The sequence below is a fragment of the Burkholderia torrens genome (assembly GCF_984668525.1).
Window position 1 is genome coordinate 2216874 of sequence record NZ_OZ480211.1, and the last position, 22036, is coordinate 2238909.

The following is a 22036-nucleotide window of genomic DNA, read 5'->3' on the forward strand; positions in this document are numbered from 1 at the left end:
TTGACAAAGATGGTGCACAACCTGGCAACGACCGGATTCGTGCCGACGAAAATATTCGACCGTTAGTTGCGCATTTACATAAAGAAAAAGGCGGGAAGCCCGCCTTTCGATCAATCGCGCCGGCATCAGCCGAGATGCGGATAGTCCGACAGTGTCAGCCGGAAGCCATGTGCATTCGCGACCAGTTGCGCCTGTGCGCCGAACGGCAGCGTCAGCAGGTCGGGCACATGGCCGAACTGGAGCCCCGTGACGACCGGGATCCCGATCGTCGCGCGGACCTGGTCGATCATCGCCTGCATGTCGTAGCCGTTGTCGTACTCGAACGGCCGCGCGCCGGTGAACTGGCCGAGCACGAGCGCCTGCTGGCGCGCGAGCAGCCCCGACAGGTGCAGCTGATAGATCATCCGCTCGATCCGGAACGGCTGCTCGTTGACGTCCTCGATGAACAGGATGCCGCCCTCGATGTCGGGCATGTACGGCGTGCCGATCAGCGACGTCAGGATCGCAAGGTTGCCGCCCCACAGCGTGCCCGTCACGTTCACGGCCTGCACCTGCGGCGCCTCGGTGACGATCGTCGTGCCCGGCTGCGACAGCGTCTGCCAGAAGTGCTGCATCGTGAAGTCGCTCGGCGTTTCCGCACCGAAGTCGGCAGACAGCATCGGGCCGCCGAACGTCTTGATGCGCGCCTTCGCGTACAGCGCGAGCTGGATCGCGGTGAAGTCGCTGTGGCCGACGAGCGCGACCGGCTGGTCGCGCAGCCTGCGTTCGAGCCCGCGATAGTCGAGCCCGTGCAGGATCCGCGCGGCGCCGTAGCCGCCGCGCACCGCGAGCGCGATGTCCGGCAGCGGCCGCTCGGGATCGGCGAGGCGGTTCAGGTCGCCTGCCCGCTCGCCGTCGGTGCCGCCGAAGCGCTGGAAGCGTCGCTGCGTCGCCTCGATGTTCTCGATGCGGTGCTGCGCGGTGCTGAGGCGCTCGAGCGCGCGGTTGATCGCGTCCGGGTCGTGCGGATAGCCGGACGGCGCCAGCAGGCGGATGGTGTAGGACGCGGCGGGCTGGAAGGACATGGCGAAAGGTGTCGGGTCGTCAAACCTGCTTAGAGGGTCTGAACCGTCTCCGGTTCACGGCGTGATGCCGGGCCGGTGTGCTTATGACGCGCCGGATTCGGCATCGCGGGCGAGCCGCGCTTCGCGCAGCGCGCGGCGGCGCTCGGCGAAGAACGACTTCAGCGCGGCGCCGCACTCGTCGGCGAGCACGCCGCCCGTCACTTCGGTATGGTGGTTGAGCTGCGGATTCGCGAACGCGTCAATCACGCTGCCGCACGCGCCCGTCTTCGGGTCGGCGGCGCCGAAGACGACCCGCGCGATGCGCGCGTGCATGATCGCGCCTGCGCACATCAGGCACGGCTCGAGCGTCACATACAGCTCGCAGCCGGGCATCCGGTAATTCTGCAGATGCTGTGCGGCCATCCGCAGCGCAGCCATTTCCGCATGCGCGGACGGGTCGTGCCCGCCGATCGGATGGTTGAAGCCGCGCGCGATCACTTCGTCGCCACGCACGAGCACCGCGCCGACCGGCACTTCGCCGGCCGCGCGCGCCTCTTCGGCGGCGGCCTGCGCGAGCCGCATGAAATGCAGGTCGCGCGCCGACACGGGCGCGGCTTCGGGAACAGGAGAATCAGCGGCCGGTTCGGCCGCCGGGGCGGTTGCCGACGAGGCTGCGTCGTGCAGCGCGCCGGACGTCACATCGGCCCCGCTTCGGCGGGCGCTTCGTCGAGCCCGCGCTCGCACAGGCGCTCCGCGATGCGCCGGCAGTAGTCGCGCGGCATCACCATCGGGCCGCCGCGCAGCGATTCGAGCGCCATGTCGAGCGCGAGGATCTTGGCCTGCAGGCGGCAGCGCGCGGCACGGTCGCTGACCGCCTGCACTTCGTCATGCAGGTTGCGCAGCGCGCGCAATTGCTCGACGGCCGGCGGCACGAAGCCCGCGTTCTTCAGGATACGGTTGGCCACCCGCACCTCCTCGGGCACGAGCAGGTCGTCATCCAGCGCCTGCGGCGCGCCGGTACCCGGCAAATCGTCGAACTCGCCCCGCGCGGCGGCGGCGGCAATACGTTGTTCGACCAGGGCGTCAAGCAATCTCATCAGTCAATCGGAACAATGCGGCAGGCCGAATTCTAGCAGGGTGACGCGGCTATGACAGGCCCTTCGAATATATGCTCGATATTGTGTTTTTTAGGGGCCGAATCGCAGCGCATGCACGCCGATCACCGTCGAATGCCGCTCTGCTGCGCTGCAGCGGGCTGAGCGCCGTCCGGACCGTCGCAAATGCAAGTGGTGTCCGGCCCTGTTTTTTGTTCGCGACGACGCGCGGCGAACCGCGCCGATCCCGCGCAACGGCAGCCGCACCGCTTGCGTTGCCCCGTCACGCGGCCGCCGTTTCCTCCCGTGGTTTCGCGAACGGTCGGAACATGGACGCGATCAGGAACGCACCGAGGCCGATCGCGAACGAACCGAGGTACAGCCAGCCGTAACTGCCGAACGTATCGACGATCAGGCCGCCGGCGACCGGGCCCGCGGCCATCCCGAGGCTGCCGGCCATCGCGCAGCCGCCGATCACGGTGCCCATCATCCTCAGCGGGAAGTTCTCGCGTGCCAGCACCGAATACAGCGGCATCACGCCCGCGTAGATGAAGCCGAACAGCGTCGCGACCGCGTAGAACCCGTCGAGCGAGCGCACGAAGTAATAGGCGAGCGCGCCGAGCGCCTGCGCGAGCAGCCCGGCCACCAGCATGCGCTTCGCGCCGAGGCGGTCGCCGAGAATCCCGAACGCGATCCGCCCGCCCATGCCGGCGAGTCCTTCGACACTGTAGATCGACACCGCGACGATCAGCGGGATCCCGCACGTGACCGCGTAGCTGACCGTATGGAAGATCGGGCCCGAGTGCGTCGCGCAGCAGAAGAAATTGGTCAGCAGCAGGATCATGAACTGCGGCGAGCGCAGCGCGTCCGCGACCGACATCGCCGCGGGCGCGCCGGCGGGCGAAGGCGCGGCGTGCGCCGGTGCCCGGTCGAGCGCGGGCGCCCGCCGCACCAGCAGCGACACCGGAATCATCACGACGGCCGCCAGCGCGGCAATCAGCAGCATCGACGTGCGCCAGTCGCGCACCGACACGAGCCACGCGGCGAGCGGTGCCATCGTCATCGGCGCCATCCCCATGCCGGCCGACACGAGCGACACCGCGAGGCTGCGATGCGTGTCGAACCAGCCCGTCACGCACGCCATCATCGGCGCGAATATCGCGGCCGTCGCGCCGCCGACGGCGAGGCCGAAGGTCAGCTGGAACGCGAGCAGCGACGGCGCGCGGCTCGCCAGCGCGAGACTCGCCGACAGCAGCACCGCGCCCGCGACGACGACCGGCCGCGTGCCGATCCGGTCCGACAGGCTGCCCCACGCCATGCTCGCGAAAGCCATCGCGATGAAGCCCAGCGTCATCGCAGTGGAAATGCCGGTCATCGACCAGCCCGTGTCGCGCGCGATGGCGCGCAGGAACACCGGCAGCGAAAACATCGCGCCGATCGCGACGCAGCCCATCAGACCGCCCGCGGCGACGATCACCCAGCGGTATCGGGAATCCGTCATTTGGCGTCTCCTTGTGCGTTTCGATCATCCTCGGAAACCGGGCGCAGGCCGCATGTGCGGCGCAATGCCCGGTCGACATGGATACGACGGGCGAACCGGCGGGAAATCGACATGCTCGGCCGATGGGCCGGCGATTTTTTATTGTCGATCGATTCGCGCGGCCGGCAAGGGGCAGATCAGGCGCTCGCGCTGCTTTTCCGGAATCGGAAATTCGATATCGGAAATGGTTGGTTGGGCCGCGCGACCGTGCTGACTACACTCGGATCATCTTGTCATAACAAGTTGATCGATGACCCCATCCAACGTCGTGCCGCTGTCGGCGGCCCCGCTCTACGTGCAGATCAAGGACACGCTGCGCGCGCGCATCCTCGACGGCACCTACGCGCCGCACAGCCGGATGCCGTCCGAACACGAGCTCTGCACGATGTTCGACGTCAGCCGCATCACGGTGCGTCAGGCGCTCGGCGACCTGCAGAAGGAAGGATTGCTGTTCAAGCTGCACGGCAAGGGCACGTTCGTATCGAAGCCGAAAGCGTTCCAGAACGTGACGTCGCTGCAGGGCTTCGCCGAGGCGATGTCGTCGATGGGCTACGAGATCGTCAACCAGCTGCGCAGCTTCCGCACCGTGAAGGCCGACCGTCATCTCGCGACGAAACTGAACGTGCCGGAGGGCGCGCCGCTCGTCGAGATCCACCGCGTGCGGCTGCTGAACCGCGAACCGGTGTCGCTCGAACAGACCTGGGTGCCCGAAGCGCTCGGCAAGCGCCTCGCGGGCGCCGATCTCGCGACCCGCGACATCTTCCTCGTGCTGGAAAACGACTGCGGCATCCCGCTCGGCCATGCCGACGTGTCGATCGACGCGATCCTCGCCGACGACGAGATCGTCGACGCGCTGCACGTCGAGGAAAGCAGTCCCGTGCTGCGCATCGAGCGCCTCACGCACGACGCGTCGGGTGCCCCGATCGACTACGAATACCTCTACTTCCGCGGCGACGCATTCCAGTACCGGCTGCGCATCGACCGGCAAAAAGCACGCAAATCTGCAAGGAAACAGCAATGACGATCCAGGTTCATGAATACGACATCGTCGTGGTCGGCGGCGGCACGGCCGGCCCGATGGCGGCGATCAAGGCGAAGGAGCGCGACCCGTCCCTGCGCGTGCTGTTGCTCGAGAAAGCCAACGTGAAGCGCAGCGGCGCGATCTCGATGGGGATGGACGGTCTGAACAATGCGGTGATCCCCGGTCATGCGACGCCCGAGCAGTACACGCGCGAGATCACGATCGCCAACGACGGCATCGTCGACCAGGAAGCCGTGTACGCGTATGCGACGCACAGCTTCGCGACGATCGAGCAGCTCGACCGCTGGGGCGTGAAGTTCGAGAAGGACGGCACCGGCGACTACGCGGTGAAGAAGGTCCATCACATGGGCTCGTACGTGCTGCCGATGCCGGAAGGACACGACATCAAGAAAGTGCTGTACCGGCAACTGAAGCGCGCCCGCATCGCAATCACGAACCGGATCGTCGCGACGCGGGTGCTGACCGACACGCAGGGCCGCGCGAGCGGCGTGCTCGGCTTCGACTGCCGCACCGCCGAGTTTCACGTGATCCGCGCGAAGGCCGTGATCCTCTGTTGCGGCGCCGCCGGCCGTCTCGGCTTGCCGGCGTCGGGCTACCTGATGGGCACCTACGAGAACCCGACCAACGCGGGAGACGGCTATGCGATGGCCTATCACGCGGGCGCCGCGCTCGCGAATCTCGAGTGCTTCCAGATCAACCCGCTGATCAAGGACTACAACGGCCCCGCATGCGCGTACGTGACGGGCCCGCTCGGCGGCTTCACCGCGAACGGCAAGGGCGAACGCTTCATCGAATGCGACTACTGGAGCGGCCAGATGATGTGGGAGTTCTACCAGGAACTGCAGAGCGGCAACGGCCCCGTGTTCCTGAAGCTCGACCATCTCGCGGAGGAGACGATCCAGACCATCGAGCAGATCCTGCATACGAACGAGCGGCCGAGCCGCGGCCGCTTCCATGCCGGGCGCGGCACCGACTACCGCAACCAGATGGTCGAGATGCACATCTCAGAAATCGGCTTCTGCAGCGGCCACAGCGCATCGGGCGTGTACGTGAATGCACGCGCGGAGACGACGGTGCCGGGGCTCTACGCCGCCGGCGACATGGCGGCCGTCCCGCACAACTACATGCTCGGCGCGTTCACGTATGGCTGGTTCGCCGGGCAGAACGCGGCCGATTACGCGGCCGGCCGCGAACACGCCCCGGTGGACGACGCACAGGTCGACGCCGAGCGCACCCGCGTGCTCGCGCCGTTGCTGCGCGAGCGCGGCCTGGCGCCGGCGCAGGTCGAGTACAAGCTGCGCCGCATGGTGAACGACTACCTGCAACCGCCGAAGGTGACGCGCAAGATGGAAATCGGGCTGCAACGTTTTGACGAAATTACTGAGGATATCGAAGAGATAAAGGCCAACAACCCGCACGAACTGATGCGTGCGGCCGAAGTACGCGCGATCCGCGACTGCGCCGAAATGGCCGCGCGCGCGTCGCTGTTCCGCACCGAAAGCCGATGGGGGCTGTACCACCATCGCGTCGACTTTCCGCACCGCAACGACGCCGAATGGTTCTGCCACACGTGGCTGCGCAAGGATGCCGCGGGCGCGATGCGCAGCGAAAAGCGGCCGGTCGAACCGTACGTCGTGCCGCTTGCCGACGACGAACGCGGCGCCTACGCGCAGTTGCGCATTCGCGAACCGGCCGCGCTCGCGGCCGCCCTTTGAGGAACCTTGCCATGCCCCATACCCCGCACGACATCTTCCAGCGCAGCAGCGCGCCCGTGACGATCGACGAGTCGTTGTGCATCGCCGACAAGGGCTGCACCGTGTGCGTCGACGTGTGTCCGCTCGACCTGCTCGCGATCGACGTCACCAAGGGCAAGGCCTACATGCAGTTCGACGAATGCTGGTACTGCATGCCGTGCGAACGCGACTGCCCGACCGGCGCGGTCAAGGTCGACATCCCTTACCTGCTGCGCTGACCGCGTGCGTCAGCGCCCTTCTCCCTCGCTCATGACCGACTCCTCCTTCGCTTCCCCGCTCCTCGGCGCACACGGGCACGACCAGGCCGCACTCGTCGCCCGCCTCGCCGCGCCCGATGCGTCAGTGCGCCGCGTCGCACTGTTCGAACTCGCGGATCTCGAAGATCCCGAACTCGTGCCGTCGTTCGTCGCCGTGCTGCGCACCGACCCGTCGGCCGACGTGCGCGGCGAAGCCGCCCGTGTACTCGGTGCATGGGAACAGCCCGATGTCGTCGACGCACTGTGCGGCGCGCTGCTCGATCCCGACGAAGACGTGCGCGCCGCCGCCGCACAGAGCTTGTCCGAACTGAAGGACACGGCATCGGGTACCGTGCTGGGCCGCTGGGCCGACCGGCCCGAGCCGTTCGTGCGCCGTGCCGTGCTGCGGGGAATGCGCGAGTTGCGCGACCCCGGCGCGTTCGCACCCGCGCTGCGCGCGCTCGATGCCGAGCTGCCGGCCGTGCGCGCCGAAGCCGTTGCGGTGCTCGGCTGGCTCAAGGATCCGCGCGCCCTGCCGCCGCTCGCGCGCATCGCGACGGCCGACACGGACGCGGACGTGCGACGTTCCGCGGTCGGCTCGATCGGCTTCGCGGCCGCCGGCGATGCGGCCGTCGTCGACGCGCTGCTCGCCGCGCTGCGCGACCGCGCATGGCAGGTGCGCGAGGAAGCCGCCACGACGCTCGGCAAGCTGCGCGTGCCGACGGCACGCGAGCCGCTCGTCGCCGCGCTCGACGACGAATATTGGCAGGTGCGCCTGCGTGCCGCGCGCGCGCTCGGACAGTTGCGCGATGCGGCTGCGGCGCCGGCCGTCGTCGCATTGCTCGCGCATGCGATCAGCAATCTGCGCAAGGAAGCCGCGCTTGCGCTCGGCGAATTGCGCGACCGCGCGATACTGCCGGCGCTGAACGATGCGCTCGAGGATCGCGACCCCGAAGTCCGCAAGGCCGTGCGGATCGCGATCGGGCAAATCGGCGACGCTCCGCGATGAGCGCGCCGACCGAAATCGCACTTGATCATCCGTCACGTGCGTTGACGCTGCGCTGGCCGGACGGCAACACGCAGCGCATCGGCTACGCGCAATTGCGCGGCGATTGCCCGTGCGCGGAATGCCGACGGATCCGGCGTGACGGCGGTCGCGTCGATGCACGGCCCGACCTGACGCTGGAAGGCGTGGAACCGGCCGGCTACGGCATCCGCTTCATGTTCGGCGACGGCCACGCGCGCGGCATCTATCCGTGGCCGTATCTGGCGGGTATCGCCTAGCGCCCGTCATGCGGCCCCCGCAGTCGCTCGAGCGGGATGCAGCCATGCGCAAAGGCTGCGATACTGGCGCCCACGATCTCTTCACCCACCGTGGGAGCCAGGACATGCAGACCGCAGTCGGATTCATCGGCCTCGGCGTGATGGGCACGCCGATGGCGCTCAATCTTGCGCGGGCCGGCACGCCGCTCGTCGTATGGAGCCGGTCGCACGGCAGCGACGATGCACTGCGCGACGCCGGCGCGCACGTCGTCGAGCATGCCGACGACGTGTTCGAGGCCTGCCGCACCGTGATCCTGATGCTCGCGAACGACGCGGCGATCGATGGTGTCCTCGCGCGCGGCACGCCGGGTTTTGCCGCTCGCGTCGGCGGCCGCACGATCGTGAACATGGGCACGAATGCGCCCGAATACTCGCGCGCGCTCGCCGATGAAATCGCCGCCGCGTCGGGCCGCTACGTCGAGGCGCCCGTGTCGGGCTCGCGCAAGCCGGCCGAAGCTGGCCAGCTCGTCGTGATGCTGGCCGGTGCACCGGACGACGTCGATGCCGTACGCGCGCTCGTGAAGCCGCTGTGCCGCGACAGCTTCGCGTGCGGCGACGTGCCGTCGGCGCTGACGATGAAGCTCGCCGTCAACCTGTTCCTGATCACGATGGTCACCGGCCTGACCGAAGCCACGCATTTCGCGCAACGCCACGGTATCGACCTCGCGCGCTTCGCCGACGTGCTGAACGCGGGCCCGATGGCCAGCGACGTGTCGCGCGTGAAGCTCGGCAAGCTCGTCGCGGGAGATTTCTCCGTGCAGGCCGCGATCACCGACGTGCTGAAGAACGCGCGCCTCGTCGCCGAATCGGCACGCAGCATCGGCATCGCGTCGCCGCTGCTCGACATCTGCCATGCGCTTTACGGCGAAACCGAGCAGGCTGGACATGGCGCGGCCGACATGGTCGCCGTGATCCATGCGATCGAACGGCGTACCGGGGACGCGCGATGAACCGCGTGCCCACCCACGCGCCCGATCGCACCGACAGGTAGGCCCAACCATGTCCGCTACCGGCATGTCCGTAACCGGCAACGCTGCTTCCTTGCGCGCCGTTCCCGCCGTGATCGGCATCGTGCTGCGCGAGCGCGACCTGCTGCTCGTACGCCGCGCGAATCCGCCCGATGCAGGCTGCTGGGGCTTCCCCGGCGGCAAGATCGAGCCCGGCGAGCCGCTCGCGGATGCGGTCGTGCGCGAGATCGCGGAAGAAACGACGATCGACGTAGAGGCCCTCGACGCCTTTACCGCGCTGGACGCGTTCGATTACGATGCGCACGGCGCCGTGCACCAGCATTTCGTCATGGTCGCCGTGCTGTGCAGATGGTTGCGCGGCACGCCGGCCGCCGGCGACGACGCGCTCGACGCGCGCTGGTTCGACATCGCCGAACTCGACCGCGGCGATTTGCCGATGAGCGCCGGCGTGCGCGACGTCGCGCGACGGGCGCTCGAGCGGGCGGCGATGCTGGGCAACGCGCGTCCACCATCCGCCTGACATACCACTGTCGCTTGCGCGTCACCCTGCGCGCGACGCGTTCGATTCATCACGGCGCCGGCTACCCGCCGAGCGCCGGACCATCACCCATCAAACCATGATCAGAATTCGCCAATCCACCGAGGCCGACGGCACACGCGTGCTGGACATCTGGCGCACCGCCGTCGATGCCACGCATCACTTCCTGAGCGACGACGATCGTCGTTCAATCGAGTCCGAAGTCGTCGCGTTTCTGCCGGGCGCACCGCTCGATCTGGCCGTCGACGCGACCGATCGTCCGATCGGCTTCATGCTGCTAGACGGCAGCCACATGGAAGCGCTGTTCGTCGATCCTGCCCACCATGGCGCGGGGGTCGGGCGGTTGCTCGTCGAAGAGGCGCTCAAGCGCCACCCCGGCCTGTCGACCGACGTCAACGAACAGAACGAGGCGGCGGCGCGATTCTATGAGCGGCTCGGATTCGAGCGCTGCGGACGATCGGAACGGGATGGACAAGGGCGACCTTATCCGCTGATTCACCTTCGATATCGCGGTGACGATCGGGACTGAGCCGGCGTCCGGGCGACGACGAGACACTGCACCGGCCCGGTCCGGATGCGCTGAAAACGACGCCGCACTTGCGACATGCGCACTGCCGTGGCCGGAGCCGGCATCACGGCGAAAAAGAAGCGATGCGCAGGAACAGGCGGCGGCGCATCGAATCCGGGTAGCGTCAGTTGAGTCACGGCAGCACGTCCGATTGGCCGGGAGCGGGATTTTCCCCGCGCGCCCGAAGATGCTACGCTCTCGGCCAAACTCGACACCCTCTGATGAAGCACCCGAATTCAACCATGCAAACCGTCGCCGTACTGGACTTCGAAACAACCGGGCTGTCGCCGAACATGGGCGACCGTGCGACCGAAATTGCCGTCATCCTGCTGCGCGACGGGCAGGTCGTCGACCGTTTCCAGAGCTTGATGAATGCAGGCAGACGCATCCCGTCCGATGTCGTTGCGCTCACCGGCATCACGAACGACATGATCGCGGCGGCGCCACCCGCGTCCGAAGTCATGCAGGAAGCGGCGGCGTTCGTCGGCAAGCATGCGGTCGTCGCGCACAACGCTGGTTTCGACAAGCGCTTCTGGCAGTCGGAACTCGGGCTGCTCGGCATGTCGGCCGACCATGCGTTTGCATGCACGATGCTGGTGGCGCGACGGATCTACCCGGACGCGCGGAGTCACCGCCTGTCGAGCCTCGCCGAGATGCTGCGGCTGCCGCAAACGGGCCGTGCGCACCGCGCGATGGTCGATGCCGAGATGGCTGGCCATCTGTGGTGCCGGTTGCAACAGGATATTTCGCGGACTTATGGGCTGGATCGGATCGATCACGCGCTGATGTCGCGTGTTCAGGCAACGACCAAGGCGAAGGTGCCGATGTACCTGCGATCGCTCGGGCGAACGCATGCGTGACGAATCCGGCCCAGGAACGGCAACGCGGCGTTGCCCGACCGACTTCGCGCGTTAGCGCAAGACAACCAGGTCGCTTCTTGCCTCCGCCCGAGACCGGGGCAGCCGGCCAACCGAATCGGCAATCCGCTTACGGACCATCGCGACGCATCGACCACGGATGCCCCTGAATCCATGAAGTTGCTTCTGCGAATGGACATTCGCAGAAGACGCCACGCTCTCCCGAGGATGACCAGTGCCCGTTTCATCCGACCGAGAACATCGAACCGGATCACCCGCCGGGAGCAGCCAATCGTTGGGCACTCACCTCCGCTAGCGCCTCGAATATGGCGGGCGTACGCTCCAGGCGTGCGATCGTCCGCGCGCCTTCGAGGGCCGCGACCAGTGCGGCCGCGGTAGACGACGCGCGCGCGGGAGCGAAACCGCATCCCGTGAAATGCTGCGCAATGATCTCGGTGGACGCAACGAATCCGCGCGCTACCCGTTGGGTCAGGTCGGCGTCGAGCGCGGGCAACTCATTCGCCAGATTCTGCATCAGACATCCATACTGGAAATCAGAGGCAACCATTTCAGCCGCGAATGTGCTGAACAGCCGCTGGACAAAATTCAGCGCATCGCCTGTCGTCTCCGACGAGATGTTGCGCAGTACCGCCATTCGCGCCGCAATGTAATTGTCGATTGCTTCTTCCGCGAGTTGCGCCTTGCCGCGTGGAAAGTGGAAATAGAACGATCCTTTGGGCGCACCGCTCTCATTCAGGATCTGGGTCAATCCCGTCGCGGTGTAGCCCTGGATGCGAAACAGCCGTTCGGCCGTGGCAATCGCGCGGTCGCGCGAGTCAGTCTTGCGTGTCATTCCGAAAACGTACCACGTCTCGCTTGACGTCGCTATGGTGATCGCCATACTATGGTGATCACCATATTTCGAGCATCCGACGATGCCCCATGACCCCGACAAGCCATCGGCGTCCCGTCGAGCCTTCCTGGCGATGGGCGCAGCCAGCCTGGTTGCGGCTTCAATTCGACCTGCTGCCGGCGCAAACCCGATAGGAGGAACTGCTTTGACCACGTCAATGTATGGCGAGGGCCCCCTTCCGACGGGGGTGCGCTCGCGGATGGTCCATGGGGTCAACGGCCTCGACGTCCATATTCTCGAGGCCGGCTACGAAAGGCCCGGTCGGCCGCTCGCCCTGCTTCTGCATGGTTTCCCCGATCTGGCTTACGGCTGGCGGCACGTGATCCCGTTGCTGGCGGACGCCGGCTACCACGTCGTGGCGCCTGATCAGCGCAGTTGTGGCCGCACCACCGGTTCGGTGAACGACTATGACGCCCCGCTTGCGCCCTTCAGCCTGCTGAATATGGCGCGCGACGCCCTCGGCTTGGTTTTCGCGTTGGGTTATCGGCGTACGGCGATGCTCGTCGGGCACGATCTCGGCTCGCCCGTGACGGCCTATTGTGCGCTGGCCCGACCTGACGTCTTTCCGTCGGTGGTGCTGATGAGCGCGCCATTCCCCGGTCCACCGACGTTTCCGTTCGACGTCGCGGAAAGCGAAGTCTCGTCGGTCCAGCCGAACACGGGCATGCAAAAGTTAGCGGCTGCGCTGGCGGCACTCGATCCGCCGAGGCAGTATTACCAGCAATACCTGAGCTCACGAGCGGCGAACCCTGACATGTGGCACCCGCCTCAAGGCTTGCACGCGTTGCTTCGTGCATTTTTTCACGTCAAGAGCGCCGACTGGCCGGGAAACAAGCCGCATCCGTTGCAGGCGCCAACCGCCGCGGAATTTGCACGGATGCCCACCTATTACGTCATGGATCTCGGCAAGACGATGCCCGAGACCGTCGCGCCATTCCACCCTTCCGCCGCCGAGGTCATGGCCTGCACCTGGCTCACCGAGCCGGAACTCGCGGTGTACACGGCGGAGTACGGCCGCACGGGGTTTCAAGGCGCGCTGCAGGCTTATCGCGTCTTTTCCGATCCTGCCCTGAACGCCGAGTTGCGCCTGTTCTCGGGCAAGACGATCGATGTCCCTTCGCTTTTCATTGGCGGGAAAAGCGATTGGGGCACGTATTCGGCGCCTGGCTCGCTCGATCTCATGAGGACAAAGGCGACGACGAAAATGGCGGGCATCGAGTTGATCGACGGCGCCGGTCACTGGATCCAGCAGGAGCAGCCGGTTCGGCTCGCCGAACGCCTGCTTGCCTTCATCAAGGACGTGGGCGCGGTGGATCACACAGTCGGTTAGGTCGGGGCGGGCTTATCGTCCGGTCTTGAAAAGATTGCCTGCCCCGCTCACCCTTTCGATGAAGAAACAAACGGATGCGTTTCGGAACCGGTAAAGGAGCTTTGGCATGCTGTATGAACTGACGACCCTTTCGTGCTCGCTTCTGGAACAGGCGACCGTATCCGACGACGCCCGCCGCTGGGTATCGGACACTGACGCGGCTGGCACGCTCCTGGGTTCATGGCGAACGGAAATCGGCGAGCTCGGGCAAATCATCGTGTTGCGCAAGTTCGAGACCCTGCACGAACTCCAGCGCGAACGTGAACGCGCTTATTTGGCCGGACAGCCGTTTCATGTAACGAACCCGCACATCCGGCTGGACATGGAAAGCTATGCGCTGTTTCCTTTTTTGCCCGAGGTTCAACTCGCAACATTCGGCAAGTTTTACGAACTTCGCCGCTACTGGTTGAAACCCGGTGGAATCGCGCCGACCATCGCCGCCTGGGAGCAGGCCGTCGCACCGGCCAAGGCTTACACGTCGCATCTGGTCGCAAACATGTACGCGCTCGATGGCCCGCCTCGCATCGCCCACATCTGGGGATTCTCGAGCCTGGAAGAACGCATGAACCTGCGGGCGCAGCATTATTCCGCTGGGCTCTGGCCGCCCAAAGGCGGCCCCCAGCAGATCGAAAAGGCGACCTCGACCATCTGCCTGCCTGAAGCGTGGTCGCCGATGTGCTGAAGTCAACGACAGCGATATGGGCTTGCGCGCGGCGCCGCGCCGCGCCGCGCCGGGCAGAAGGCTTGTCAATCTGGGACTGCGGCGTAACACCCGCCTTCCCGAGAAGACTTTTACCGTCACGGACGGTAAAAGTCCGAATGGTGATTGAGAGCGTCTCAATCCGCCCTCGATTCTTGCCGCCAGTTTTATCGCCGACCGGCTTTGCCGGCCGGCGATAACCTCCGATACGTGCCGCGATGTATTTTCAAATCAATACGTCACGACGATTTTTCGGCGGCTGGCGATAGCCCCCAAGACGCTGAATCACTCCCACTCGATCGTCGCCGGCGGCTTGCCCGAGATGTCGTACACGACCCGGTTGATGCCGCGCACTTCGTTGATGATCCGGTTCGACGCGCGGCCGAGCAGCGCGTACGGCAGGTGCGCCCAGTGTGCGGTCATGAAGTCGGTCGTCTGCACCGCGCGCAGCGACGTCACGTAGTCGTAGGTCCGGCCATCGCCCATCACGCCGACCGACTTGACCGGCAGGAACACCGCGAATGCCTGGCTCGTCAGGTCGTACCAGCTCTTGCCGACATCGGCTTCGCCGCACAGGCCCGCTGCCGCATCCTGCGCGGTCGCGATCGTGCCGCGCAGCTCCTCGATGAAGATCGCGTCCGCGCGGCGCAGCAGGTCCGCGTACTCGCGCTTCACCTCGCCGAGAATCCGCACGCCGAGGCCCGGGCCCGGGAACGGATGGCGATACACCATCTCCGGCGGCAGGCCGAGCGCGACGCCCAGCTCGCGCACTTCGTCCTTGAACAGGTCGCGCAGCGGCTCGAGCAGCTTCAGGCCAAGCGTCTCCGGCAGGCCGCCGACGTTGTGGTGACTCTTGATCGTCGTCGCCTTCTTCGTCTTCGTGCCGCCCGATTCGACCACGTCCGGGTAGATCGTGCCCTGCGCGAGCCACTTCGCCTTCGACAGCTTCTTCGCCTCGGCCTGGAACACCTCGACGAACTCGCGGCCGATGATCTTGCGCTTTGCTTCCGGATCGGTCACGCCGGCCAGGTGGCCGAGGAACTGATCGGCGGCATCGACGTGCACGACCTTCGCATGCAGGCGGCCCTCGAACATGTCGAGCACCATCTTGCCCTCGTTCAGGCGCAGCAGGCCGTGGTCGACGAACACGCAGGTCAGCTGGTCGCCGATCGCGCGATGGATCAGCGCGGCTGCGACGCTCGAATCGACGCCGCCCGACAGGCCGAGAATCACTTCCTCGTCACCGACCTGCTCGCGGATCTTCGCGACGGCTTCCTCGATGTGGTTCTTCATGATCCAGTCGGGCTTCGCACCGGCGATCTGCAGCACGAAGCGTTCGATGATCTGGCGGCCCTTCACCGTGTGCGTGACTTCCGGGTGGAACTGCACCGCGTAGTAGCCGCGCGCCTCGTCGGCCATGCCGGCGATCGGGCAGCTCGGCGTCGACGCCATCAGCGCGAAGCCCGGCGGCAGCTCGGCAACCTTGTCGCCGTGGCTCATCCACACCTTCAGCATGCCGTGGCCTTCGGCCGTCGTGAAATCCTCGATGCCGTCGAGCAGGCGCGTATGGCCGTGCGCGCGCATTTCCGCGTAGCCGAATTCGCGATGGTCGCTCCACTCGACCTTGCCGCCGAGCTGCACGGCCATCGTCTGCATGCCGTAGCAGATGCCGAGCACCGGCACGCCGAGATCCCACACGGCCTGCGGCGCGCGCAGCTGATGGTCCTCGTACGTGCTCGCGTGGCTGCCCGACAGGATCACCGCCTTCGGCGCGAACTCGCGGACGAAGTCGTCGGATACATCGTTCGGATGGATTTCGCAGTAGACGTGCGCTTCACGCACACGACGCGCAATCAGTTGGGTGACTTGCGAACCGAAGTCGAGAATCAGGATTTTGTCGTGCATGGCTGCGGACGGGATGAAGAGAATAAGAAAAGCAGCGCATCAAGCGCTGCGTCAAAAGCATGGACAGCGGCGTCGGGCGGCAGGCGGCTCGCGCGACGCATCGCCGGTCAATCCTGCATCGGCGGGCGTTCGTCGAGTGCGACGCCGCCTGACGACTGACGGGAACCGGATGAAGCCGGCGACGATGCAGCAGGCGCCGCGGGACGGCCGACGACGGGCTCGACGCGCTGCGGTGCGGGTGACGCCGCCGGCGCCATCGCCGGCTCGGCCGGACGCTGCGCCGGCGAACGCGCCTCGAGCGCCTGCGCCTTCTCGCGCCGGCGCACGGCCGATGCGATCCGCACACCGCCGAGGCCCAGCAGGATCAGCGCGACACCGGCCACGACCGACAGCACCCGGCCGGCGGCCGCCAGCGCGGGACCGCTGCCGGCGCCGAGCGACCAGACGATCGTCAGCACGCCGGTCAGCCAGTACACGTGGCCGACCGACCGCGCCACCGGCGCCGTGAGGTCACCGTTGAACGCCGCATGAAACGCGAGCCACGCGAGACCGAGCAACGCGATGCCGAACGCCTGGCCGAGCATCGCCGGCTGGATGTTCTGCAGCTGCAGCGCGTTGAACAGCGACTGCCAGGGCGTCAGCACGAACAGCACGCCGAACGCCAGCAGCAGCACGGCATCGAGGATCAGCACGGCTCGCAGCAGCGGTTTCATCGGCGATCAGTCCACGTGATAGTTCGGCGCTTCCTTCGTGATCTGCACGTCGTGCACGTGCGACTCGCGCATGCCCGCCGCGGTGATCTGGACGAATTCGGCCTTGTCGTGCAGCTCGTCGATCGTCTTGCAGCCGCAGTAGCCCATGCTCGCGCGCACGCCGCCGACCAGCTGGAACAGGATCGCGTTGACCGAACCCTTGTACGCGACACGGCCTTCGATGCCTTCCGGCACGAGCTTGTCGATGTTCGCCGAGTTGTCCTGGAAGTAGCGGTCTGCCGCGCCGTCCTTCATCGCGCCGACCGAACCCATGCCGCGGTACGACTTGTACTGGCGGCCCTGATACAGGAACACGTCGCCCGGCGCCTCTTCGGTGCCCGCGAACATGCTGCCCATCATCACCGCGTTCGCGCCGGCCGCGAGGGCCTTCGACACGTCGCCCGAGAAGCGCACGCCGCCGTCGGCGATGCACGGCACGCCGGTGCCCTTCAGCGCTTCCGCGACGTTCGCGATCGCGCTGATCTGCGGCACGCCGACACCTGCGACGATCCGCGTCGTGCAGATCGAGCCCGGGCCGATACCGACCTTGACCGCGTCCGCACCGTATTCAACCAGCGCCTTCGCGGCAGCAGCCGTCGCGATGTTGCCGCCGATCACCTCGACGTGCGGGAAGTTCTGCTTGACCCAGCGCACGCGCTCGAGCACGCCCTTGCTGTGACCGTGCGCGGTATCGACGACGATCACGTCGACGCCGGCCTGCACCAGCAGCTCGACGCGCTCTTCGTTGTCCGGGCCGACGCCGACCGCCGCGCCTGCGCGCAGCTTGCCGTGCTCGTCCTTGCACGCGTCCGGGTGCTCGGTCTGCTTCGTGATGTCCTTGACGGTCATCAGGCCGCGCAGTTCGAACGCGTCGTTGACGACCAGCACGCGCTCGAGGCGGTGGCTGTGCATCAGCGCCTTCGCTTCGGCGAGCGGCGTGCCTTCCTTGACCGTGACGAGGCGCTCGCGCGGCGTCATGATCGACTTGACCGGCTCGTCGAGGCGCGTTTCGAAACGCAGGTCGCGGTTCGTGACGATACCGACGAGCTGCGGGCCTTCAACGACCGGAAAACCCGAGATGCCATGCTGGCGCGACAGCGCGATCACGTCGCGCACCTTCATTTGCGGCGGCACCGTGATCGGGTCGCGGACGACGCCCGACTCGAAACGCTTGACCTTGGCGACCTCGCGGGCCTGCTCGGCCGGCGTGAGGTTCTTGTGGACGATACCGACGCCACCCTGCTGGGCCATCGCGATCGCGAGGCGACCTTCGGTGACCGTGTCCATTGCGGCGGACACGAGCGGCATGTTCAGGGAGATGTTGCGGGTCAGCTTGGTCTTGAGGCTGGTGTCGCGCGGGAGAACGTCGGAGAAGGCGGGAACGAGGAGCACGTCATCGAAAGTGAGTGCTTTTTGGATCAGACGCATGGCAAATCCTATGGGCGCAAAAGCGAATTATACGCGAAGCGCCGTGAATTTTCACAACACGAACAACGGCTTAGCCGGTTCCGGCCGTTCGGGGGCCGAATCGTTCGGATCGCCGTTCGGTTCGTTTTCGATCGCTTTTCGTTTCACTGCCGCATCGAGCCATTCGCGCAACCGGCGGCAAAACGGCTCATTCGCCTGTTGCGCACGGGCCGCGCGACGGCAGCGGCCATGGTGAAACCGGTCCGGTTACGTGCCGAATCGGCCTGCCTACCCTGTGTTATAGCAGCCCTGCCGCGCGCACGATGATCGCGACGCCGCCGCCGACCGCCACGCAACCGGCGGCGATCCGCGCAACACGTCCACCAGACGGTGCGAGGCGCTCGGCGGCAATCGCGACCATCACGGCGGCCATCACGCGCAGGTCCATCATGCCGGCCGCCAGCGCAATCGCCATCAGGTTCCCGCAACAGGCGCTGCAATGCACTGCGGCCCGCACGCCGTGCCGCCACGCCGCGCCGGCGGCCGCCCGTGCCCCGTGTGCGTCGCCTGCCGCGTGCCTGCAGCACGCCAGCCGCCGCGCCTTCCACGCGGAGAATTGCAGCATGCCCGCGGCCGACACGACCGCGCCGGCCGCGAACGGCAACGCGCGGGCAAGCGCCGGCAGCCGGGCGGCAGCGGCCGTCAGCGCGGCGCCGGCCGGAAACACGAGCGCCCCGAGCGCCATCCACATCGCGCAATACCCGGCGCCCGCGACGACGACGAGCCAGGCGGAACGCGCCGTGGCCATCGGGCCAATCCGCTGCCGGTACCGCCAGAGCGTCGGCGCCAGCACCGGCAGCATCATCGCCGGCGTCATTGCGCCCCACATTCCAGCGAACGCCGCGAATGCGCGTCCGATGCCCCGGCCGCACGGCCGCAGCCACGCGGCCGACGCGATCCAGCCGCCGGCCATCGGCTCGCCGCCCATCGCGGCCATCGACGCATGCTGCGCCAGCGTCGCCGTCACGGCGACGGCGAACACGGCCGCGAGCACGGCCCCGAACGCTCGTGGATCAGGGCCTGCCCTGCCGGTTGCCAGTGGTGTCATCGTGCGCTCCCGCCCGTCGCCGGCTTGCGCTCAGCCGCGCGCGTACTCGTCGTGGCGGCGCCACCACGGGCCGGCCTCGTTGCGCCCGCGCGGCGCGCGATCGAGCCACTGGTACATCCCCCACAGCCCGTCGAGCCCGCGCGCGTAGGTCGAGTACGTGTGATAGACGGCGCCGTCCTCGCGCACGAACGCGCTCATCCCCGGCCGGTCGAGCGAATACGTGACCGCGTCGGTGCCGCAGGTCGCCGCGAACTGCACGACGGGCGCCGGCGGCGGGTCCATGTCCATCGCGTGGCCGGCCCGCGCGTAGTTGTATTCGACGTCGCCCGCGCGCTGCTGCGTTTCGGTGAACGACACATTGAAGTCGAAGTTGAAATCGCTGCCGACCGACGACGCCCACGGGAAAGTCCACCCCATCCGCTCGCGATACGCGAGCAGCTTCGCGAGCGGTGCACGCGACACGGCCGAGAGCGTCACGTCGTGGTGCGCCAGGTGCACCGCGAAGCCGTCGAACCCGTCGGCGAGCGCCGAGCACGACGGGCAGCCGGCCTTGTAGTCGGGACCGAACATGAAGTGATAGACGAGCAGTTGCGAGCGGCCGAGAAACAGGTCGTCGAGCGTCGCCTCCCCGTTTTCGGTGTCGAACCGGTAGGTCTTGTCGACGCGCACCCATGGCAGCGCCTGACGCTGCCGCGCGAGTTCGTCGCTTTGCCGCGTCAGCGCCTTTTCGGCATCGAGCAGTGCGCGGCGCCCGGCCAGCCATTCGTCGCGCGTTCCGGTGAGATGGGTCGTCATTGCGGGTTCCTCCTTCGGTGGGTATCCGGCACGGCGGACGGTGCCGTGTGCGTGGTGCTAGATTAGTGGCGGGCATCGGACCGGAGGGAGTGACAAGTGTGTCGGGATTCGGATGGATTCGCTGATCACCGCGGCCGCGCGCGCGCTCGCGGCCGGTGACGCGCTCGGCGCGCTGAACCGCGTCGCGCTGCGCGACGATGCGCCGGCGCTCGCGCTGCGCGGCATCGCGATGGCGCAACTCGGCGATTTCGAGCGCGCGCGTGCCCTCGTGCGCGGCGCTGCCCGCGCATTCGGCGCGAAGGAAGCCGTTGCACGGGCGCGCTGCGTCGTCGCGGAAGCCGAGATCGCGCTCGCGTCGCGCGACCTGCGCTGGCCGACACGCGCGCTCGATGCGGCCTGCGCAACGCTCGACGCGCACGGCGACCGCGCGAATGCCGCGCATGCACGCTATCTCGGCGTACGCCGGCTGCTGCTGATCGGCCATCTCGACGATGCCGAACGACTGCTCGCGCATCTCGATCCCGCGCCGCTGCCGGCCGCGTCGCGCGCCGCCCATGAGTTGATCGCGGCCGGCATCGCGATGCGCCGCATCCGCACGCACGCGGCCCGCGCGGCGCTCGCCCGTGCACGCGCGGCCGCCCGCGACGCCGGCATCGCCGCACTGACGGCCGAGGTCGACACCGCGGCGCGCGTGCTCGACGCACCGGCCGCGCGCCTCATCGCGCGCGGCACGTCGCGGCTCGTGCAGCTCGACGAAGTCGAGACGCTGTTCGCGTCGAACGCGCTCGTCGTCGATGCGTGCCGCCACGCGGTGCGCGATGCGCGCACGACCGTGTCGCTCGCGCGGCGTCCCGTGCTGTTCGTGCTGGCCCGTGCACTCGGCGAGGCCTGGCCGGCCGACGTGTCGCGCAACGCACTCGTGGCCGCCGCGTTCCGCGCGAAACACGCGGACGAATCGCATCGCGCGCGGCTGCGCGTCGAGATCGGCCGGCTGCGCGCGGTGCTGCGCCCGCTCGCGAACGTCGTCGCGACGCCGCGCGGCTTCGCGCTCGAACCGCTCGGCGTGCGCGAGACCGTCGTTCTCGCACGCCCGGTCGACGATCGCCATGCGGCCGTGCTTGCCCTCCTCGCCGACGGCGAAGCGTGGTCGAGCTCCGCGCTGGCGCTCGCGCTCGGCGCGAGCCAGCGCACCGTGCAGCGCGCGCTCGATGCGCTCGCCGAGGCCGACAAGGTCCAGGCGCTCGGTCGCGGCCGCGCGCGCCGCTGGATGACGCCGCCGCTGCCCGGATTCGCGACGACCTTGTTACTCCCTGCTCCGCTGCCGGGAGATTAGGATGGCCTCACCGAACGACGAGGTGACGAACATGAAACGCTCCAATGCAGAGATCATTCGCGAATACGGCCCGTTTCCTGGCGTCGACGGCGTGCACGGCGTCACGTTCGACGGGCAGCACGTGTGGTACGCGTCCGGCGACAAGCTGAATGCGCTCGATCCCGAGCGCGGCACGACCGTCCGCTCGCTCGACGTCGCCGCGCATGCAGGCACCGCGTTTGACGGCCGCCACCTGTTCCAGATCGTCGAGGACCGCATCGAGAAGCTCGATCCCGAATCGGGCCGCGTGCTCGCGACGATCCCGGCCCCCGGCGGCGGCGCCGACTCGGGGCTCGCATGGGCCGAGGGCACGCTGTGGGTCGGCCAGTACCGCGAACGCAAGATTCATCAGATCGATCCGGAATCGGGCGCCGTGCTGCGCACGATCGAATCGAACCGCTTCGTCACCGGCGTGACGTGGGTCGACGGCGAGCTGTGGCACGGCACCTGGGAAGCCGACCAGAGCGACCTGCGGCGCATCGACCCGCGCACGGGCCAGGTGCTCGAGCAGGTCGACATGCCGGTTGGCGTCGGCGTATCGGGGCTCGAATCGGACGGCCACGACCGCTTCTACTGCGGCGGTGGCAACAGCGGCAAGCTGCGCGCCGTGCGGCGCCCGACGCACTCGCGCGCAGCGGCCGACGGCGCGGACGCGACGTCCGATCCGGCAGACGATTGATCCGTCGCCAGTCCACAGCTCCACCACGCAACGCGGCGAAGCGCTGCGATACGCCGAGTGCAGGAATGAACAA

23 protein-coding genes are annotated in these 22036 nt (G+C 67.5%); 13 read left to right on the forward strand and 10 right to left on the reverse strand.

The window, feature by feature from the left end; genetic code table 11:
• Nucleotides 1–125: 125 nt before the first annotated feature.
• From ldcA to AC5LXX_RS10205, 4 genes are all read right to left on the reverse strand, one after another.
• Nucleotides 126–1064, reverse strand: a complete 939-nt coding sequence (gene ldcA, locus AC5LXX_RS10190; protein ID WP_493409401.1) for a muramoyltetrapeptide carboxypeptidase — start codon at nt 1062–1064, stop codon at nt 126–128.
• Nucleotides 1065–1145: 81 nt separating this feature from the next.
• Nucleotides 1146–1742: a tRNA adenosine(34) deaminase TadA gene (gene tadA, locus AC5LXX_RS10195; RefSeq protein WP_493409402.1), complete on the reverse strand. Its 597-nt coding sequence runs from the start codon at nt 1740–1742 to the stop codon at nt 1146–1148.
• On the reverse strand, nt 1739–2140 hold the full coding sequence (locus AC5LXX_RS10200) for a DnaJ family domain-containing protein (RefSeq protein WP_012328731.1): 402 nt from the start codon (nt 2138–2140) through the stop codon (nt 1739–1741). Before AC5LXX_RS10200 ends, tadA begins: the two co-directional genes overlap by 4 nt.
• A gap of 280 nt (nt 2141–2420) precedes the next feature.
• Nucleotides 2421–3638, reverse strand: a complete 1218-nt coding sequence (locus AC5LXX_RS10205; RefSeq protein ID WP_493409403.1) for an MFS transporter — start codon at nt 3636–3638, stop codon at nt 2421–2423.
• Nucleotides 3639–3927: 289 nt separating this feature from the next.
• Between AC5LXX_RS10205 and AC5LXX_RS10210 the strand changes: the two genes are divergently transcribed.
• The 9 genes from AC5LXX_RS10210 to AC5LXX_RS10250 all read left to right on the forward strand — a co-directional run bounded on the left by AC5LXX_RS10210 (nt 3928) and on the right by AC5LXX_RS10250 (nt 10966).
• Nucleotides 3928–4698, forward strand: a complete 771-nt coding sequence (locus tag AC5LXX_RS10210) for a GntR family transcriptional regulator (RefSeq protein ID WP_493409404.1) — start codon at nt 3928–3930, stop codon at nt 4696–4698.
• On the forward strand, nt 4695–6434 hold the full coding sequence (locus AC5LXX_RS10215) for a fumarate reductase/succinate dehydrogenase flavoprotein subunit (RefSeq protein WP_493409405.1): 1740 nt from the start codon (nt 4695–4697) through the stop codon (nt 6432–6434). The genes AC5LXX_RS10210 and AC5LXX_RS10215 overlap by 4 nt, the downstream gene beginning before the upstream one ends.
• Nucleotides 6435–6445: 11 nt before the next feature.
• Nucleotides 6446–6691, forward strand: coding sequence for a 4Fe-4S dicluster domain-containing protein (locus tag AC5LXX_RS10220; protein WP_006490846.1), 246 nt, complete (start codon nt 6446–6448; stop codon nt 6689–6691).
• A 31-nt stretch (nt 6692–6722) separates the two neighbouring features.
• Nucleotides 6723–7718 (forward strand): HEAT repeat domain-containing protein, encoded by a 996-nt coding sequence (locus AC5LXX_RS10225; protein WP_493409406.1) that lies wholly within the window; start codon nt 6723–6725, stop codon nt 7716–7718.
• Nucleotides 7715–7993 (forward strand): gamma-butyrobetaine hydroxylase-like domain-containing protein, encoded by a 279-nt coding sequence (locus tag AC5LXX_RS10230; RefSeq protein ID WP_124450530.1) that lies wholly within the window; start codon nt 7715–7717, stop codon nt 7991–7993. The genes AC5LXX_RS10225 and AC5LXX_RS10230 overlap by 4 nt, the downstream gene beginning before the upstream one ends.
• A gap of 104 nt (nt 7994–8097) precedes the next feature.
• Complete coding sequence (locus AC5LXX_RS10235) at nt 8098–8982, forward strand: NAD(P)-dependent oxidoreductase (protein WP_493409407.1); 885 nt, start codon at nt 8098–8100, stop codon at nt 8980–8982.
• A 49-nt stretch (nt 8983–9031) separates the two neighbouring features.
• Nucleotides 9032–9520 (forward strand): NUDIX hydrolase, encoded by a 489-nt coding sequence (locus AC5LXX_RS10240; protein WP_493409408.1) that lies wholly within the window; start codon nt 9032–9034, stop codon nt 9518–9520.
• A 97-nt stretch (nt 9521–9617) separates the two neighbouring features.
• Nucleotides 9618–10067 carry an acetyltransferase gene (locus AC5LXX_RS10245; RefSeq protein ID WP_493409409.1) on the forward strand — a complete coding sequence of 150 codons (450 nt, stop codon included), beginning with the start codon at nt 9618–9620 and terminating at the stop codon, nt 10065–10067.
• A gap of 281 nt (nt 10068–10348) precedes the next feature.
• Nucleotides 10349–10966, forward strand: coding sequence for a 3'-5' exonuclease (locus AC5LXX_RS10250; protein ID WP_493411116.1), 618 nt, complete (start codon nt 10349–10351; stop codon nt 10964–10966).
• A gap of 268 nt (nt 10967–11234) precedes the next feature.
• On the opposite strand, the gene AC5LXX_RS10255 is transcribed toward AC5LXX_RS10250, so the two are convergent.
• A complete protein-coding gene (locus AC5LXX_RS10255) occupies nt 11235–11816 on the reverse strand; it encodes a TetR/AcrR family transcriptional regulator (protein WP_493409410.1) in 582 nt (193 codons plus the stop codon).
• Between the two features lie 259 nt (nt 11817–12075).
• Here AC5LXX_RS10255 and AC5LXX_RS10260 point away from each other — a divergent pair, with 259 nt between their 5' ends.
• On the forward strand, nt 12076–13206 hold the full coding sequence (locus AC5LXX_RS10260) for an alpha/beta fold hydrolase (protein ID WP_493411117.1): 1131 nt from the start codon (nt 12076–12078) through the stop codon (nt 13204–13206).
• A gap of 106 nt (nt 13207–13312) precedes the next feature.
• The gene (locus AC5LXX_RS10265; RefSeq protein WP_493409411.1) at nt 13313–13927 is read left to right on the forward strand and encodes an NIPSNAP family protein; all 615 of its coding nucleotides are present in this window, start codon (nt 13313–13315) and stop codon (nt 13925–13927) included.
• A gap of 303 nt (nt 13928–14230) precedes the next feature.
• On the opposite strand, the gene guaA is transcribed toward AC5LXX_RS10265, so the two are convergent.
• The 5 genes from guaA to AC5LXX_RS10290 all read right to left on the reverse strand — a co-directional run bounded on the left by guaA (nt 14231) and on the right by AC5LXX_RS10290 (nt 19912).
• Entirely contained in the window at nt 14231–15850 is a 1620-nt protein-coding gene (gene guaA / locus AC5LXX_RS10270) for a glutamine-hydrolyzing GMP synthase (RefSeq protein WP_124450543.1), read from the reverse strand.
• A 107-nt stretch (nt 15851–15957) separates the two neighbouring features.
• Complete coding sequence (locus AC5LXX_RS10275) at nt 15958–16563, reverse strand: hypothetical protein (RefSeq protein ID WP_493409412.1); 606 nt, start codon at nt 16561–16563, stop codon at nt 15958–15960.
• A 6-nt stretch (nt 16564–16569) separates the two neighbouring features.
• Nucleotides 16570–18030 (reverse strand): IMP dehydrogenase, encoded by a 1461-nt coding sequence (gene guaB, locus AC5LXX_RS10280; RefSeq protein ID WP_011352433.1) that lies wholly within the window; start codon nt 18028–18030, stop codon nt 16570–16572.
• Between the two features lie 277 nt (nt 18031–18307).
• A complete protein-coding gene (locus AC5LXX_RS10285; RefSeq protein WP_493409413.1) occupies nt 18308–19117 on the reverse strand; it encodes a copper chaperone in 810 nt (269 codons plus the stop codon).
• Between the two features lie 30 nt (nt 19118–19147).
• Nucleotides 19148–19912 (reverse strand): DUF899 domain-containing protein, encoded by a 765-nt coding sequence (locus AC5LXX_RS10290; protein WP_493409414.1) that lies wholly within the window; start codon nt 19910–19912, stop codon nt 19148–19150.
• 112 nt (nt 19913–20024) lie between these two features.
• Between AC5LXX_RS10290 and AC5LXX_RS10295 the strand changes: the two genes are divergently transcribed.
• On the forward strand, nt 20025–21245 hold the full coding sequence (locus AC5LXX_RS10295) for a helix-turn-helix domain-containing protein (RefSeq protein ID WP_322082791.1): 1221 nt from the start codon (nt 20025–20027) through the stop codon (nt 21243–21245).
• Nucleotides 21246–21276: 31 nt separating this feature from the next.
• On the forward strand, nt 21277–21963 hold the full coding sequence (locus tag AC5LXX_RS10300; protein WP_493409415.1) for a Vgb family protein: 687 nt from the start codon (nt 21277–21279) through the stop codon (nt 21961–21963).
• Nucleotides 21964–22036: the final 73 nt, after the last annotated feature.